The organism is Methylibium sp. (genome assembly GCF_013817365.1).
In the GTDB taxonomy this organism is placed as follows: Bacteria; Pseudomonadota; Gammaproteobacteria; order Burkholderiales; family Burkholderiaceae_C; genus Methylibium.
The window spans coordinates 1-14740 of the sequence record NZ_JACDCU010000047.1 but is presented as its reverse complement, the minus strand read 5'-3'; the positions used below and the strand labels follow the sequence as shown (position 1 = coordinate 14740).

The window sequence follows — 14740 nt, the reverse complement described above, 5'->3', positions numbered from 1 at the left end:
GATCAGCAGCCCGCCCCGCTTCACGAGCGCGCCTTCCCGGAAGTGCACCGAGCGCACCGCACCGGCCACGCGCGAGCGCACATCGACGCGTTCCACCGCTTCGAGCCGTCCCGAGAACTCGTCCCAGGCGGAGACGTCGCTGCGCACGACGGTGGCCACCGAGACCGGCGTGGCGGCCGGCGCTTCGGCCGGCGCTTCGGCGCTGCTGATCTGCGTGCCGAAGAAGGCGGCGCCGACGGCGGCGATCGCGGTCAGCGCCGTCAAGGCAATGCCGGCGGCTGCAAGCTGCTTACGGGTGGCTTTGCGAAGGGAGCGTGTCATGGAGATTTCCTGAGTTCGAGTTGTTGAAGGAGTGGATCGAAAAGCAATGCATGGGCGGCGGAACGCACGCGAGGCAGTCTGGGAATTGCGGGTCACGCCGCGGTAGGCGGATCGCCGCGGCTTCTTGCCTGATCCGCTGAAAGAAGGCGACGCAGCGTCTCGCGCAGCGGCGCCGCCCAGGCCGGCTCGGCCCGCGGCGTTTGCATGAAGGCGCAAGGCCAGCCGGTGGGCGCAGGCAGCAGCGTCTGCTCGACGGCCACACCCGCCTTGCGCAGGCGCTCGGCGTACGCGTGCGTCTCGTCGCGCATCGGGTCGTCTTCCGAGGTGATCAGCAAGGTCCGCGGCAGGCCGGCCAACCGCAGCGCGCGGCCGGGCGCCGCGTAAGGGTGGATGGCGTCGTCGGGGCCGGCAAGGTAGTCGTGCCAGCCGTCGGCCCAGCGGCAACCGACCGGGCCGGCTTGCGCCTTGCGCAGCGAGGCCGTCGCCACGCAGGTGTCGAGCATGGGTGAGAGCAGGATCTGCCCGGCGAGCGGCGGCCGTTGCTGGTCGCGCGCCATCGCCGCGACGGCGGCCGCGAGATTGCCGCCCGCTTCTTCGCCGGCCACCCACAGGTTTGCGGCCGGGCCGGCCAGCCGGCTGCGCTGGCGATGCGCCCATTCGAGCGCGGCATGGCCGGCTTCGACGGCCGCCGGAAACGGCTGTGCTGGCGCGAGCGGATAGTCGATCGAAACGACCACCGCGCCGGCCTCGGCGAGCAGGCCAGCGACGAGCCCGCCGCTGTCCAGCCCGCCGCTGACGAAGGCGCCGGCATGGAAATGCAGCACCAGCGGCGACGCGAGCGGCCGTCCCGACGCCGCCCCCGGGGGCGCGGCCGCGCGGCTGCGTTGACCGTAGATGCGCGCTTGGAGCGAGCGGGCCGAATCGAGCGGAATCTGATCGTCGATCGGTGCGGTGGATCGGCTGAACGGGGCGGGGAACATCCGAGTGCCACCCGAGGGCGGCTTGTCGTGTTGCGATGCAGCAGAAGATAAATCGCCTCCTGGGCTTAATAAATAGCCCTTTCGCTCATGCTTTATTTCGCCAGCGCAACAATCGGTGCACTCAGGCGGTCACCAACCGCAAAATCAGCGCGCTACAGCGCCAGTGGAAGGAACCGATGGACAAGTTCGCGGCAATGCAGGCCTTCGTGCGGGTCGTCGAGGCCGGCAACTTCACCAATGCCGCCGATTCGATGACGCTACCCAAGCCCACGGTCACGCGGCTGATCCAGTCGCTCGAAAGCCATCTGCGAACCAAGCTCCTCAACCGAACGACGCGGCGCGTGACGGTCACGCCCGACGGCGCCGCCTACTACGAGCGTGCGCTGCGCCTGCTGGGCGAGGTGGAAGAGCTGGAAGCGGGGATGTCACAGGCCAAGGCCAACCCGCGCGGCCGCTTGCGTGTGGACATCAGCGCCTCGCTCGGGCGGCTGGTGCTCGTGCCGGCCCTGCCCGAGTTTCATGCGCTGTACCCCGACATCCAGATCGACCTCGGCGTCACGGACCGGCCGGTCGACCTCATCGGCGAGAACGTGGATTGCGTGCTGCGCGGCGGCGTCCTGACCGATCAGTCGCTGGTGGCGCGGCGGATCGCGGAGCTACATTTCATCGCCGCCGCTTCGCCGGGATACCTGAAGCGCCACGGCGTGCCGCGCCATCCGCGCGATCTGGAGAGCGGGCACACGGTGGTGAACTATTTCTCCTCGCACACCGGCCGCATCTTCCCCTTCGACTTCACGAAGAACGGCGAGCGCATCGAGATTCAGGGTCGCCACATCGTTTCCGTCAACGACTCCAATGCCTACGTGGCGGCTGCGATCGCTGGTCTGGGCGTGCTGCAGGCACCGTCGTTCATGCTGGAGATCTGCATCGACCGCGGCGAGCTCGAACCGGTGCTGGCCGACTGGTGCGTCGATCCACTGCCCCTTCACGTGGTGTATCCCCCAAACCGTCACCTGAGCACCAAGGTGCGCGTGTTCGTGGACTGGGTGGCCGAGCTCTTCGCGCGCAACGATCTGATGCAGCGGCGGTGTACCTTGCCTCGGCCCGAGCCGGCGGCGCAGTTCGCTCCCATTTGCGTTCGCGCGCTCAGCGAATCCACGTCGAGCTAATAGAGTCGAGCCGAGCACCTTCTCATTTTTCTGGAGTCCTGCCATGAGCTTCACCACCGAATCCCACCCCGGCGTCTGCGAGCAGCCGCCCGCGGCGTCTGCCGGCTTCACGCTCAACCACACGATGCTGCGCGTGAAGGACCCGACGGTCGCTCTCGACTTCTACACGCGCGTGTTCGGCCTGCGTGTGCTGCGCAAACTCGACTTTCCAGAGATGAAGTTCTCGCTCTACTTCCTGGCCCGGCCGGCCGAAGGCGAGGCAGCGCCGCCGGAGGACGCCGGCGAGCGCACCGCGTGGACCTTTGCGCAGCGCGGCGTGCTCGAACTCACGCACAACTGGGGCACCGAGGACCAAGCCGACTTCCACTACCACGACGGCAATGCGCAGCCTCAGGGCTTCGGCCACATTTGCTTTTCGGTGCCCGACCTCGACGCCGCCATGCGCTGGTTCGACGAGAACGGCGTGCCCTACGTCAAACGCCCGGAGCAAGGAAAGATGAAGGACGTCGCCTTCATCAAGGATACGGACGGCTACTGGATCGAGATCGTGGAGCCGGCGCGCCTGAAGCAGCTCGGCCGCTGAGCTCCGCCGCAAAAGAACGGCGGCGGCGGGATGGGCAGTCGGGCGATCGCCGCGGTTTGCGCGGTGCAGCACATGGTTTTCACGTAGTTTCCAAAGGTTGAAAAGGGTCGAGCTGTCACACCACCTTCGCTATATTGCTCAACAGGAGGACACCATGCCCAATCCCGTTGCGAAGCTCGATCGTGGCCTGCCGCTCAGCCGGGGTGAGCGGCTCAATGTGCACTTCCGCGACGCGGTCGACCGCATCGAAACCGGCCGCTCGGCGCAGCTCGATGCCGGGGAACTGGCCGACTACATCGCCCTGGGCTGGCTGCAAGGTGCGGGTGAGCAAGTCCGCCTGACCATCATGGGCGCCTGCGTCTACAACGAGATGCTGCGCGTTTGGTCTAGCGGCACGTCGGCCTGACTCGCACCCAGGGCCGCGCGCAGTTCGCGCAGGCGCGGCACGCTGAGCGCTTCCGTGCGCGCACCATCGCAAACCGCGCTGCGAAAGCCGGCGAAATCGGGCGCCAGCGCTGCCAAGTGCGGCAGGTGTTGACGGCGCAGCGCGCCGGCCAAGCCGCTCTGCTTGCCGGCCGCGCGCACGCGCAGTACGAAGCGCTGGAGGGCTGCCTCGTCCAGCACGTCGAACAGGCTGCCCCGCGCCTTGTCTGCGGTGTCGAGCATCAGCGCCGGGAAGTCGTGCTCGCAGGCGCGCGCGAGCAGGGCTTCGTTGAGGCCCGTATCAGCGATGAACACGGGCACCACCGTCGCGCCGGATTGCGCCAGCGCATCGAGCAAGAGCCGTGCGCCGGGAAGCACGCCGACCTTCACATAATCCACGCCGCAAGCGGCCGTGGCGGCCACGCGCTCGAGCACGGGATCCCGCGCATCGGCCGCGAAATCGCCCACCGTCGCGCTGATCGGCCGACCCGGATAACGCTCGTGCATCGCTGCGACCACCGTGCGCAAGATTTCGAGCGGCAGGGCGCCCAGCGCGCCGGCGTGCGGTTCCTTGCAGTCGATGAAGTCCGCGCCGGCTTTCGCCGCCAGCAGCGCCTCGTCCACGCTGCGCACGCTCACGAGCAGCTTCATGCTGCGCCGCCTGAGCTGCTGGTGCTATCCGTGCCGCCTGCGCTGTCCGCGCTGCCTTCGCTACTTCCGCTGGCCGGCGCCGCGCCCTTGCGGTGCCGTTCGATGGCTTCGAGCAGCCAGCCCCAGGCTTCGCGTTCCTCGGGCCCGGCGGTCTTGTCGATGGCAATCCGCAGGTAGGCCAGCTCGGCGTCGATTTTTTCCGTGCTCAGCATGTGCAGGCGGCTCACCAGCACGGCGCCTTCGATCACCGCGGCCTGCGCGCGGTTGAAGCCGATGAAGCCGGCGTGCTGCGCTTCGTGAATGCGCGCCATGGTCAGCACCGGGCGCTGCGCGTCGTCGCTCTGCGCGTGCAGCTCGAGCTCCGCGTGGCCGAGCGCGGCGGCCAGCCGCACGCCGCCGATGCGCTCTGCCGGCAGCATCGGCCACTCGCGCCGGCCCAGCCAGCGGGCCGTCACGCAAGCGGCGAACACGCGCGTGTCTGTCAGCAGGTTGAGCACCGCGTGACCGGTGGCGGAGATATTGTCGAACGTGGTCGAGGGACGGAAGGGCATGAGGATGACGTGCTCGCCGCGGTAACGCACGCCCATCGGCGCCACATGCGGCGTGCCGTCGGGGGCGACGGTGGTGACCACCGTTTCGAAGATCTGGTCGTTTGTGCCGCTCAAGGTTTACTGTCCTTCTTTGAAAGCTCGGTGTTGCGCAGCGTGGTCCCCGGCGCACACCATTCGTCCTTGTTCTCGCCACGCTTCTCCGCCGCCACGCCCCAGTCGAGCGGCTGATCCTGCACGTAGCGCTTGCCCAGCTTGAAGGCGATCTCCGCCTGCGCCAACTCCACACCCATGTAGAACGCATGTGCCGCGTCGTTCTCGAGCCCGAGCTGCGGCCACAGCGCGAAGGCATCCTGCGCGAGCCGCATGCCGTCGCGGTTGTACACGTGCAGCCCCTCCGGCGAAATCTGCACGCGGAAGTTGGGGTCGCGTACGAGCGCAGCGGTCGCGGCGATTTCCTGCGGCGTGTCGGGGAAAGGTTGCTTGTCGTGCGTCGTCATCAGACCGCCGCTCAAGCCCTTGGGCAAGGTGTTGTGGCGAGCCGCGGCGTGCATGATGCGGCGCGCCAGATCTGCTTCCTTCACGGCGCGCCGCGCATGCTTGCTCACCTGCGTGGTCAGCACCGCCGCGACGTCGAGTTCGGCACAAACGCCGAACAGCAGCGCGTTGATGCCGCTGGTGTCGGCCTCGGTCAGCTCGGTGACGTTGCCGATGCCCATCATGATCGGTGCTTCGGGGAAGCGTTGACGCAGGGCGTGGTAGCGCACCAGCGAGGCGGTAAAGCCGAAGGGAATCGGATCGAGGATCGGGTCGGCGAGGAAGGGCTTGCCGCGCCGCTGCATCTGCTCGATGGCTTCGAACAGCGAGGCCATGTCGCTCTGGTCGCTGGCGATGAGCACGGGCGTGGCCTCGCACTCGTCAGCCACCCACAGTGTCTCCAGTTTGAGGCTGAGCAGGTAGTCGGCGCCGGCGCGGCCGCCACGCAGCAACTCTTCGGTGAGCATCGAGTCGACGCTCACCGACAGGCCTTCGCCCTTCAGCGCGCGCACGCTGTCTTCCAGGTGCTCGAACGGCGTGGCGGGCAGGCAGCCGAGGTCGATCACGTCGGCGCCGTCACGCACGAGCGCTCGGGCGCGCGCGACGATCTGCTCCACGGACAGACGCGGCGCATCGACGATCTCCGCGAAGATCGCCACCTCGTACTCGTTCAGGTCGATGGGGCGCGCTTCGCGGTTGAAGAACTGCGGCAGGTCCTTGAGCTCCTCGGGCCCGCGCTGCACGGCAATGCCGTAATGCGCGCTCAACGCATCGACGTCGCCGCGGCAGCGCCCGGGCAGCAGCAGGCGGTCGGCGCGCAGCAGCGAGCCTCCTTGTACGGCGGCGTGGTGGATGCGCTCGGGCGCGCTCTCCAGAGGCGCCGCGACCCGGCGTCTGACCATGTCGGTCGTCATGAGCCCGGCGACCTGCAGGCCGATCTCGCGAACCTCGTAGCTGAAGGCCGGCGGCTCGATCGACGCCAGCACCCGTTCCAGCGACGGCTGCGCCAGCCGCCCGGTCAGGAAGACGATGTGTTCCATGCAAGTTGCAGCGTCTTCAGGCGCGCATCGAGCGCGGCTTCGAGTTCGTCGGGCGTGGTCAGCACCTCGCAGAAGTCGATGGCACGCAGGCGCGCCACGTTCTCCAGCTCGATGATGCGTGGCCGCAGGGTGAGCCAGTCGGTGTCGTGCGTGCGCGGCGCCTTGGTCACCACCACCGGCTCGGTGTCGCAGGCGAACACGAGACCAGGTACGCCGAGCTTGCCGGCCTGCGCGAACATGTTGGTGGGCAGCGTGTCCGAGAGGCCGAACGCGCACTTGGCGACCGTGTTGCTCGTGGCCGGCGCGATGACGACGGTGTGGTACGCCTGGGCATACAGCCGACCGACCGGCACGGCGCTCGCGCTCTTGTCGAGGAAGACGCGAAAGCGTTCGCGCAGCGCTTCGACCTTGAGGCCGTAGAAAGGCAGCACTTCGTCGGCGGCGGCCGAGAGAAACAGGTCGACCCGCGGCAGCCGTGCAGCCAGAGCGAGCGATTCCTCGAGGTAGTGGCCCGAGCCGGTCACGCACCAGGCGAAACGCGAGCGCGGCGGCTCGGCGCCGGCCGGGGCCTGATCGTCACCCAGCTCGGCGGCCCACCGTGCGGCGTCGTCAGTGTCGGCAGCCACTGCGCGGTCAACCGCAGCGGCCGAATGAATCTCCGCCAGACCCGCGCGCTCGCGCTGCCGATCCTGATGACGGCGCGCAGTGGCGCACCGCTCAGGCACGGGTCGCTTTTGCGGCACCGTTCGGGGCGTCCGGATGGGACAGGGCGATGTGCAGCTTGTGAAGCTTGCGGTAGAGGGTGTTGCGGCTGACATCGAGCGCCTTGGCGACATTGCTTACGTTCCAGCGGTGCTGCTCGAGCAGTTGCAGCAGCACCTCCCGCTCCTTGGCCTGGAGGGGACCCAGCCGCGGCAGCGCCGGGCTTGCATTGTCGGCGTTCGGCGTCGGCGAAGTCGTTGCGGATGCCGCAGACGAGCGCACGGTCGACGGCATGGCGAGAACGCGTGGCGCCTCGCTCAGCGAGGGCAGGTGTTCGACGCCGATCATCCCTTCGCCATCCGCAAGGGCCAGGGCGGTGCGCAGCGCATGGCGCAACTGGCGCACGTTGCCTGGCCAGGGGTGCTGTTCCAGAAGAGTCTGGGCGCCGGCGCTGAGGCGCGGTGCGTCGCCGCTGTCGTTGCCCAGATGAATGCCTGCGCTCGCCTCGCGCGCCAGCAGGCGCTCGATCAGCGCGCGCTTGTCGCTGCGTTCGCGCAGCGGCGGAAGTGCCACCTCGAAGCCGGCGAGGCGGTAATACAGGTCTTCGCGGAAGCGCCCTTCGGCCACCGCGCGCACGAGATCGTGGTGGCTGGCGCTGATCAGCTGGAACTGCACGTCGAGCGTTTCCTCGGCGCCGAGAGGCGTGACCTTGCGCTCGTCGAGCACGCGCAGCAACCGCGCCTGCAAGGCCAACGGCATGTCGCCGATCTCGTCGAGAAACAGCGTGCCGCGGTCGGCCTCGAGGATCTTGCCGCGCCGTCCGCTGCGCTGCGCGCCGGTGAAGGCGCCGGCACGGTAGCCGAACAGCTCGGCCTCGATCAGGCTCTCGGGCAGGCTGGCGCAGTTGATGGCGACGAAGGCCCCGCCGGCCTTCGGGCTGGCGTCGTGCAGCGCGCATGCGAACACCTCCTTGCCGCTGCCGGTTTCGCCGTACAACAGCACCGGGATGTCGCGGGCGATGGCGCGGCGAGCCCGCTTCAGTTCGCTGTACAGGCGCGGATCGCCGAAGTCGGCGGCTGCCGCAGGTACCGATGCCGCGGCTTCCCGGCGTGGCTCGGAGCGAGGGGCCGGCGTGCGAGCCCGTACGGCATTCAGGGGCCCGGGCAGCGCATCGGCCTGCGCCGCCGACGCCGAGGGCCGCGCCACCACGAAGAAGCGGCTCGCGCCCTGGGCGCCGTAGCTCACCACCGGATGGAAGGCGCTGCGCAGGCTGCGCTGCACGATCTCGTCCAGGCGGGTCTGGAACAGATCGCTCAGGCAGCGTGTGCGCAACTCGGCCACCGAACCGAGGCCGAGCTGGAAGAGGGCGCTGCGGTTGCCGGCCAGAATGCCTCCCTCGGCGTCGAGCGCCAGCCTGCCCTCGTGCAAGGTGTAGACGAACTCCGGCCGGCTGTGGAAGTGCAGCACGTGCGCCTGCGGGTGGCGCAGCTCGAGCAGGCGGTTCTCGATCATCTGCGCCGTCATGCCCAGCAGCACCAGCGAGTGCTGCTGCTGCAGGCCCGAGCGGCTGGTGACGTCGAGCACTGCGGTCATGCGGCCCTGCGGGTCGAACACCGGCACGGCCGAGCAGGTGAGCGAAGTGAGGCGGGTGAAGAAATGGTCCTCTCGGCGCACGGCGATAGGCGCCGCCGCGACCAGGCAGGTGCCCATGCCGTTGGTACCGGCCTCGGCCTCGCTCCACACCGCGCCGACGTGAAAGCCCAGCGGCGTCACCGCCTCGGCAAAGGCCGGCGAGGAAACGAGGTGCAGGATCACACCGTCGGTGTCGGTCAGCACGACGGCCGACTCCGCGTCGGCGAGCTGCTGGTACAGGCTGGCCATCTCGTAGCGTGCGCAGTCGATCACGTCGGTGAGCCGTGCCTGACGCTCGGCCAACTCCGCCGCCGCGACGACGGCCGGGGAATGCGGCCGGTCGGGGTGCAGGCGGTGCTGCTTCAGGCAGCGCGTCCAGGAGTTGGCCATCACCTCGTCGCTGTTGGCGCCGCGCGAGCCCTCGCGCACTGCGCCGAGGATGCGGTGCGCATGCTCGCCAGCCTCGCGCAGGCCGATGAGGCTCATCGCCTGCCTCCGTCGTCGCGCTTGCCGGTCGAGCGAGCCGGGAACACTGTGTTCATGTCGTCCTCTGCTGAGATTCGCTTTGTGTCGATTCTGGTACGCCGTAGCAGCACGGCCAATGCAGTGGAAGCCCGGGTCAGCGTGGCGCAGTGTTCCAAATTGAGCATGGCCCGCCGCTTGCAGCCGGGACGCACAATAAGAACCTGCCAGGAGACGCCCTTGATCGCCCAACGCCCATCTCTTCAGGCGCCCGCTTCGCCCACATCCCGCGCGCCCGACGCCTTGCCGCTGGACCTGATTTTCATCGAGGGCTTTACCGGCCAGACCGTGATCGGCATCCACGACAGCGAACTGCACCGGCCGCAAACCATTCGCATCGACCTGACCGCCGGATTGCCACGCACCCGCGCCTGCGACACCGACAGCATCCGGGACACCATCGACTACGGCGTCGTGCGCGAGCGGCTGCAGCGGCTGCTCGGGGAACACAGGCTGAGCCTGCTGGAGCCTTTTGCCGAAGAGGTGGCCCACATCCTGATTGGCGAGTTCGGCGCGCACTGGGTGCGGGTCGTGGTCGCCAAGCCGAGGAAGTTCGACGACGTGGAGTCGGTGGGCGTGGCGATCGAGCGCTGGCGGGAGATTGAGCCGGCCGGCAGTGCCGTTGCCCGATAGCGCGGCCCCTTCAACAAACAAAAAAGCCGACCGGGCGCCCGGTCGGCTTTTTTTTCGACGCTTCGGTTTCCGACGCAGCGCGCGGGAAACCGAATGGTCTTACTTGGCCGCGAACGGGTGAGAGGCGCTGCCCTTCTTGGCGATCACTTCCTTGGCGGTCGGCGAGCCGGCCACGGCGCGCTGGATCGACTCCTTGACGGCCTGGTAGTTGTAGTCCTGGATCTTCTTGTCGTCTTCGGCCATCCAGTGGATGAACACGCCGACGCAGATGAACAGGTTGTCGGCTTCGTCGGCCGGGATGGTGCCGTCTTCGACGCTGTCGGCAACGGCCATGGCCACGCCGCGCTGCGCCGGGCCGAACATCTGCACGGCCTGCTTGGCACCCTTGATCGTGACCTTGTTGAACATCACGGTCGCGGGCTTGGTCAGCAGGTTGGGCGCCACCACGGCCAGCAGCGAGGTGAAGCCGTCCTTGTTGTTCACCAGCGCGTTCGCGAAGGCGGATTCGGCCGCGCTGCCGCGCGGCCCGATCAGGAGGTCGATGTGGGCAACTTCGTTGCCGTCGCCCACGAGCGATTCGCCCACCATCAGTCGGTCGATCTTTGCCATGTTCGTAGTCTCCGTATGCAGTTCTGCAGGAAAAGAAAACACTGGTCGCGTTGCCAGTGAGCGGTGGAACTTACACGTTCCATGCCAAGAGCGCAATCAAGGAGAAGCAGGCAGCGAAACGGCGCCGAGTGTGCCAGCGAGGAACAGTGCGGCCACCGTCAGATCGGCGCTCGTGCCGGGGTTGAGGCCGCGCGCCTTAAGGCTTTCGTCCCACGCGCCGAATGCCGGATCGGCGTCGAGCGACTCGCCCTGGGCGGCTCGTTGCAGCCAGGGTAGGGCCTCGGCCGTGACAGCCTGTGCCTGCGCCGTGCCGAACTTTCGAACAATGTGTGCATCTGGAAAGCGGCCGAGGAAGCCGAGGAACAGGGCCTGGACCGCAGGGGCGCCGACCGGTATGCCGTCGGTCGGGCGAAGCTTCTCGAGCGTGCGCAAGCCGGGGTCGAACAAATCGGCATGGTCGTTCGCGTATTGCCAGGCGATGCGGTCGCGCGGGGCGGCCAGGCGCATGGCTTCGAGCAGGGTCACCGTGGGCTCGGCCGCAACGTCCTGCGCTTCGGCGCGGCCCAGGCCGCCGGGACGGGCTGCCGCGATGGCGCGGTAAGCGGCGCGGGCGTCCTCGATGTCGAGCGCGGCGAGCACCGAGCGCAGGGCGGCGCGCAGGCTTGCCTCGCTCGGCGCGGCGCCGGCCTGCTCGAACGCAACGGCCAGTGGCACGCACAACAGCACGATGCCGAGGTTGGTGTTGCAGCCGGCGACCGCCAGCGTGGCCGCGACGGCTGCCTCGATGCGCGCGCCGACGCTTGCGCCTTCGGCGAACAGCCCGACTTGCGCAGCCTGCGCGCTGGCGAGAAAGAGGCCGGCGTGCATGCCGTGGCCCGGCGAGGCCGCGCTCACGTTGCCGGGCTTGCGCACCGCGACGTCGAGCGCGCAAGCGCGAAGGAAGTTTGTGCGCAGACAGTCAGCGCTCATCGAGCGTGCCTTGACCGACCGCAAGAGCCCGCGGCCGTCCTCACCATGGCGCCGCCCAACTGTTCGAGAGGATCGCCGGGCTTCGACACTGGTCGTCTCACGCCAGGCGGCGGGTGCCAGCCTGCGCCAGCTTGCGCCCCAGAAGATCGGCCACCAGCGTCTCGGCGATGTTGAAGCGCGTCACGCGCTGCAGGCCCTGCCACGCGGCCACGCCGTTGACTTCGAGCACCTGTGGGCCATCGGGAGAGGGCAGGACGTCGATGCCGGCGTAGTCCATGTCGAGCGCGGCCGCGGCGCGCTGCGCCAGATCGGCGAGTTCGTCGGTGAGCATGGCCGGCTCGACGCGCGCGCCCTGCTTGACGTTGTGGATCCAGTGTTCGCTGACTCGCCGCATGGCCGTGAGCGCCTGCCCGCCGACGACCAGCACGCGCCAGTCGAAGCCGGGCGCCTGCATCGGCGGCACGAAGCGCTGCAGGTAGGCAAGTTCACCGTAACCGCTGAGCGCCGGCAGCGGCACGTGCACGCCATCCACATGGCCGACAAGCTGCAGCCCCTTGCCCTGCGAGCCGAACAGCGGCTTCAAGACCAGCGCATGGCCGGCCGAGCTTTCGCGCGTAACCAGGCGCTGCGCCTGCGCGGCCGACTCCATCGCCCAGGTCGGCGGCGTCGCAACACCTGCGGCGTGCAGCAGCAGGCTGGTCATCGACTTGTCGACGCTGCGCTCGATGGCGCGCGCATCGTTGTAGACCGGCACGCCGAGTTCGCGCAGTGCATGCAGCACGCCCAGGCGCTTGGTCACCTGCTCGAAGCTGCCGCCGGCGATGCCGCGCACGAGGGCCGCGTCGGGCAGTTCACCACCGTAGCCGGGGATTACCAGCCCGTGCCAGGCGGCCGTGGTGTCGATACGGCAATCGGCCAGATCGATGCAGCGGCCCTCGGCGCCTCGCGCGCGCAGTGCGCGTTGCAACTGACGGGTGTGCCAGCCGGTTTCGTCGGTGAAGAGGGCGATGCGCATGAGAAACCAGCGATCAGCAAAGGTCACGCGGCCGAAAAACAGCGAACACCGAAACTTGCAGGCTCGTCACCGGCCGCCTGAGTGCCAGTCGCACGGTCAATTGCACCACTGCTGCTCGCAGGGCACGCCGTCGTTGTTGCCGTCCATCTTTACGCCCGGGCAGCTCTTCAAGAAGAAAGTGGCTTCGGCGCAGGATGTCATCTGTGAGCAATGGGTTCGCCCGTCGCATTTGAAAGTTGGCGACGCTGCGGGTTCTGGTCCGTCGATCGATGCGCCGGTCGATCCGCCCGTCTGCACGTCACCTTGCGCGTGAGCACTCTGATATTTCGTGTAGCCCTGCCAACAAACGGCCACAAGGATTAGCAAGATCGCCAGTCGGATCATGCGCAGTTCCTGGGACCTTCATATCAAGCCTCGTCCATCCACTGCTCGCGCAGCAGTTGCAGATTCAGCCGCCCCGCATGCCAGGTCTTGCCCGACTCCAGGCTCGATACCCACACCTCGGCCGGTGCGAACAGGGCGCCGTCGATCTTGTAGAAATCGAACTCGGCGGCCTTGAAGATGTCGGCGAAGCTTCGGCCGTAGTCGCGCGAGTTCTGCGAGGGCAGTGATTTGGCGAGCAGGCGCGCTGCGTCGTCGCCGCCGCGCACGATAAGGTGCACGCGGCCGCCGTAGAGGATGGCGTCGTTCGTGCGGCCCATGGCGTCCAGCGCGTCGGGGCCGGGAGGGGGCAAGGGCGCGCTCGCCACACCTTCGACGATGTGTTCGAGCGCGAAATGCAGTTCGTGCGCCTTGTGCAGCGCCACCTCGAGCACGCGCGCCACCACTTGCGTGGTGCCGGCGAGGCTCTTCGTTGGCGTGAGGATCAGCGTCAGCTGTTCGGGCGTCAGGCCGCATTCCCGCAGCACCTTTTCGATCACCACCGGCGGCGGCACGCGATCGACTTCGAGCACCAGCACGCCGCTGCGTCCCGCGGCCGGCATCGGGTCGCGGTAGCCGAGCTCGGTGAACAAGGCCTCCTTGCCGGCGAGTGCACGCGCCGGGCCGGAGCCCAGCGAAAAGAACTTCTTGCCGCCTGCTTCTTCCTTGCTTGCGGCAAGGCTCCAGCCGGCGTACTGGCTGGCCAGGCAGGCGAGCACCGGCTGGCTGCTGCGCACTTCCAGCCAGGTCGGCCAGCCCGCGCTGGCGTCAGTTGCGCCTTGCGCTGCAAGCTGCACGCTGCCGAGGCCGCCCATGCAGGTCTCTCCAATCAGCAGACCGGCTTCGATGCTGCCCGGCGCCTCGATGCCGGCATCGATGAGGCTCACGCCGCTGTCGTCGCGCGACACGGTGATGCCCAGGCGCTGTGCCTCATCGACGAGGCGCTGCACGAGCGCTTGTGCGCTTGCGTTGACGCTGAGGGGATGGTTGGCAAACGGCGGGGTGCTGCCGTTCGCTGCGTTCGGGTTCGGGTCACTCATTGCTGACTTTCGTGATGCGCTGAAGCGAGGCTGCATTTCCCTCGCACCTTGGGGGAGAGGGGGAAAGAAGTTCGGCGCTGCCGCCAGGATTGTTGCCGACTGCCAATTCGGCCCGCAGTCGCCGGCGTTTGTCCGCAAGCTCGGCCCGCACCGCAGCCACGCTGGCACCGAACGCACTGACGCTGCACACCGGGTCGCCCGCTTCGAAGCGGCTGCCGGCGGCAGGCAGATCGTGGCAATCGGTACGTGCGGCCAGCGCGGCGGCTTGCACGTCGCTCAGGCGCAGCGCCGTGCGTGCGAACACGATCTCGCTGCCGCAAAGGTCGCGGTCCTGTTCGGGGGAGTGCGCCGCAGTCGCATCCGGCAGGCGGCCGTCGAGGCAGGCCTCGACATGACCGCGCATCAGCGCGCCCGTGTGCAGGCTCATGCTGGCCGAGGGGCGCGGGTTGATTTCCAGCAGCCAGAAACGCTGCCCGTCGTCGATGAAGTCCAGGCTCGCCAGGCCGCGCAAAGCGAAGGTGTGTGTCAGCGTCTGCAGCATCGCGTCGAGCGCGGCAAGCCGCTGGGTCGACAACAGCAAGGGACCGATCGCGCCGCGGTACACACAGGGCCGTGCACCGAGCGCACGCACGATGAGCTCATGGCAGCCGATCAAGCGCGCTTGGCGGCCGTTGCCGATGATCAGCGCCGACATCGGCGTGCCGGCCTGTTCGCGCTGGAAGTACGGCCGGCGTTCGGGCTCGATGGCATGCGCGCTGTCCGCCGGTCGGATGTGCCAGCCGCCGGCGCTGCGAGCGTGCTTGCACAACCAGCCGCTCGCATCGCGCGGCGCGGCGAGTTGCGTCTCGGGGTGCGGCAGCCCCAGCGCGCCCAGCGCTTCGAAGAAAACCGCCGGATCGCGAACCCGCCGCACCGCGTCCGGCGCCGTGCCGATCAACGGCAGCAA

Annotated in this window: 16 protein-coding genes and 1 pseudogene; 4 read left to right on the top strand and 13 right to left on the bottom strand. The window is 68.4% G+C overall.

Features of this window, described 5'->3' with window-relative positions; translation table 11 throughout:
• Together H0W38_RS05155 and H0W38_RS05150 are read right to left on the bottom strand one after the other, a co-directional pair.
• Positions 1 to 321 (bottom strand): annotated as a pseudogene (locus H0W38_RS05155) (efflux transporter periplasmic adaptor subunit); the annotation flags it as partial.
• Positions 322 to 413: 92 nt separating this feature from the next.
• A complete protein-coding gene (locus tag H0W38_RS05150; RefSeq protein WP_292451841.1) occupies positions 414 to 1301 on the bottom strand; it encodes an alpha/beta hydrolase in 888 nt (295 codons plus the stop codon).
• 176 nt (positions 1302 to 1477) lie between these two features.
• On the opposite strand from H0W38_RS05150, the gene H0W38_RS05145 reads away from it, so the two are divergent.
• From H0W38_RS05145 to H0W38_RS05135, 3 genes are all read left to right on the top strand, one after another.
• Positions 1478 to 2470, top strand: a complete 993-nt coding sequence (locus H0W38_RS05145; RefSeq protein ID WP_292451838.1) for a LysR family transcriptional regulator — start codon at positions 1478 to 1480, stop codon at positions 2468 to 2470.
• 43 nt (positions 2471 to 2513) lie between these two features.
• Complete coding sequence (gloA, locus tag H0W38_RS05140) at positions 2514 to 3053, top strand: lactoylglutathione lyase (protein WP_292451835.1); 540 nt, start codon at positions 2514 to 2516, stop codon at positions 3051 to 3053.
• Between the two features lie 154 nt (positions 3054 to 3207).
• Positions 3208 to 3459, top strand: coding sequence for a hypothetical protein (locus tag H0W38_RS05135; RefSeq protein ID WP_292451832.1), 252 nt, complete (start codon positions 3208 to 3210; stop codon positions 3457 to 3459).
• Here the strand turns inward: H0W38_RS05135 and H0W38_RS05130 are convergent.
• From H0W38_RS05130 to H0W38_RS05110, 5 genes are all read right to left on the bottom strand, one after another.
• Positions 3414 to 4127: a (5-formylfuran-3-yl)methyl phosphate synthase gene (locus H0W38_RS05130; protein WP_292451829.1), complete on the bottom strand. Its 714-nt coding sequence runs from the start codon at positions 4125 to 4127 to the stop codon at positions 3414 to 3416. The genes H0W38_RS05135 and H0W38_RS05130 overlap by 46 nt on opposite strands.
• A complete protein-coding gene (locus H0W38_RS05125) occupies positions 4124 to 4792 on the bottom strand; it encodes a DUF447 domain-containing protein (RefSeq protein ID WP_292451826.1) in 669 nt (222 codons plus the stop codon). Before H0W38_RS05125 ends, H0W38_RS05130 begins: the two co-directional genes overlap by 4 nt.
• Positions 4789 to 6252, bottom strand: coding sequence for a DUF6513 domain-containing protein (locus H0W38_RS05120; RefSeq protein WP_292451823.1), 1464 nt, complete (start codon positions 6250 to 6252; stop codon positions 4789 to 4791). Before H0W38_RS05120 ends, H0W38_RS05125 begins: the two co-directional genes overlap by 4 nt.
• The gene (locus H0W38_RS05115) at positions 6231 to 6836 is read right to left on the bottom strand and encodes a flavoprotein (RefSeq protein ID WP_292451844.1); all 606 of its coding nucleotides are present in this window, start codon (positions 6834 to 6836) and stop codon (positions 6231 to 6233) included. Before H0W38_RS05115 ends, H0W38_RS05120 begins: the two co-directional genes overlap by 22 nt.
• A gap of 133 nt (positions 6837 to 6969) precedes the next feature.
• Complete coding sequence (locus H0W38_RS05110; RefSeq protein WP_292451820.1) at positions 6970 to 9072, bottom strand: sigma-54-dependent Fis family transcriptional regulator; 2103 nt, start codon at positions 9070 to 9072, stop codon at positions 6970 to 6972.
• On the opposite strand from H0W38_RS05110, the gene H0W38_RS05105 reads away from it, so the two are divergent.
• A complete protein-coding gene (locus H0W38_RS05105) occupies positions 9037 to 9741 on the top strand; it encodes a dihydroneopterin aldolase (RefSeq protein WP_292451817.1) in 705 nt (234 codons plus the stop codon). The genes H0W38_RS05110 and H0W38_RS05105 overlap by 36 nt on opposite strands.
• 99 nt (positions 9742 to 9840) lie before the next feature.
• On the opposite strand, the gene fae is transcribed toward H0W38_RS05105, so the two are convergent.
• The 6 genes from fae to H0W38_RS05075 all read right to left on the bottom strand — a co-directional run.
• Positions 9841 to 10350, bottom strand: a complete 510-nt coding sequence (gene fae / locus H0W38_RS05100; protein ID WP_292451815.1) for a formaldehyde-activating enzyme — start codon at positions 10348 to 10350, stop codon at positions 9841 to 9843.
• A gap of 96 nt (positions 10351 to 10446) precedes the next feature.
• Positions 10447 to 11319, bottom strand: coding sequence for a triphosphoribosyl-dephospho-CoA synthase (locus tag H0W38_RS05095; protein WP_292451813.1), 873 nt, complete (start codon positions 11317 to 11319; stop codon positions 10447 to 10449).
• Between the two features lie 97 nt (positions 11320 to 11416).
• Positions 11417 to 12334, bottom strand: coding sequence for a RimK family alpha-L-glutamate ligase (locus tag H0W38_RS05090; protein ID WP_292451811.1), 918 nt, complete (start codon positions 12332 to 12334; stop codon positions 11417 to 11419).
• A gap of 96 nt (positions 12335 to 12430) precedes the next feature.
• Entirely contained in the window at positions 12431 to 12718 is a 288-nt protein-coding gene (locus tag H0W38_RS05085; RefSeq protein WP_292451809.1) for an excalibur calcium-binding domain-containing protein, read from the bottom strand.
• 23 nt (positions 12719 to 12741) lie between these two features.
• Positions 12742 to 13794, bottom strand: coding sequence for a methenyltetrahydromethanopterin cyclohydrolase (mch, locus tag H0W38_RS05080; protein WP_292451805.1), 1053 nt, complete (start codon positions 13792 to 13794; stop codon positions 12742 to 12744).
• Positions 13787 to 14740 (bottom strand): ATP-grasp domain-containing protein (locus H0W38_RS05075; RefSeq protein WP_292451802.1); only part of this gene is annotated, 954 nt, incomplete at its 5' end. The genes H0W38_RS05075 and mch, both read right to left, overlap by 8 nt.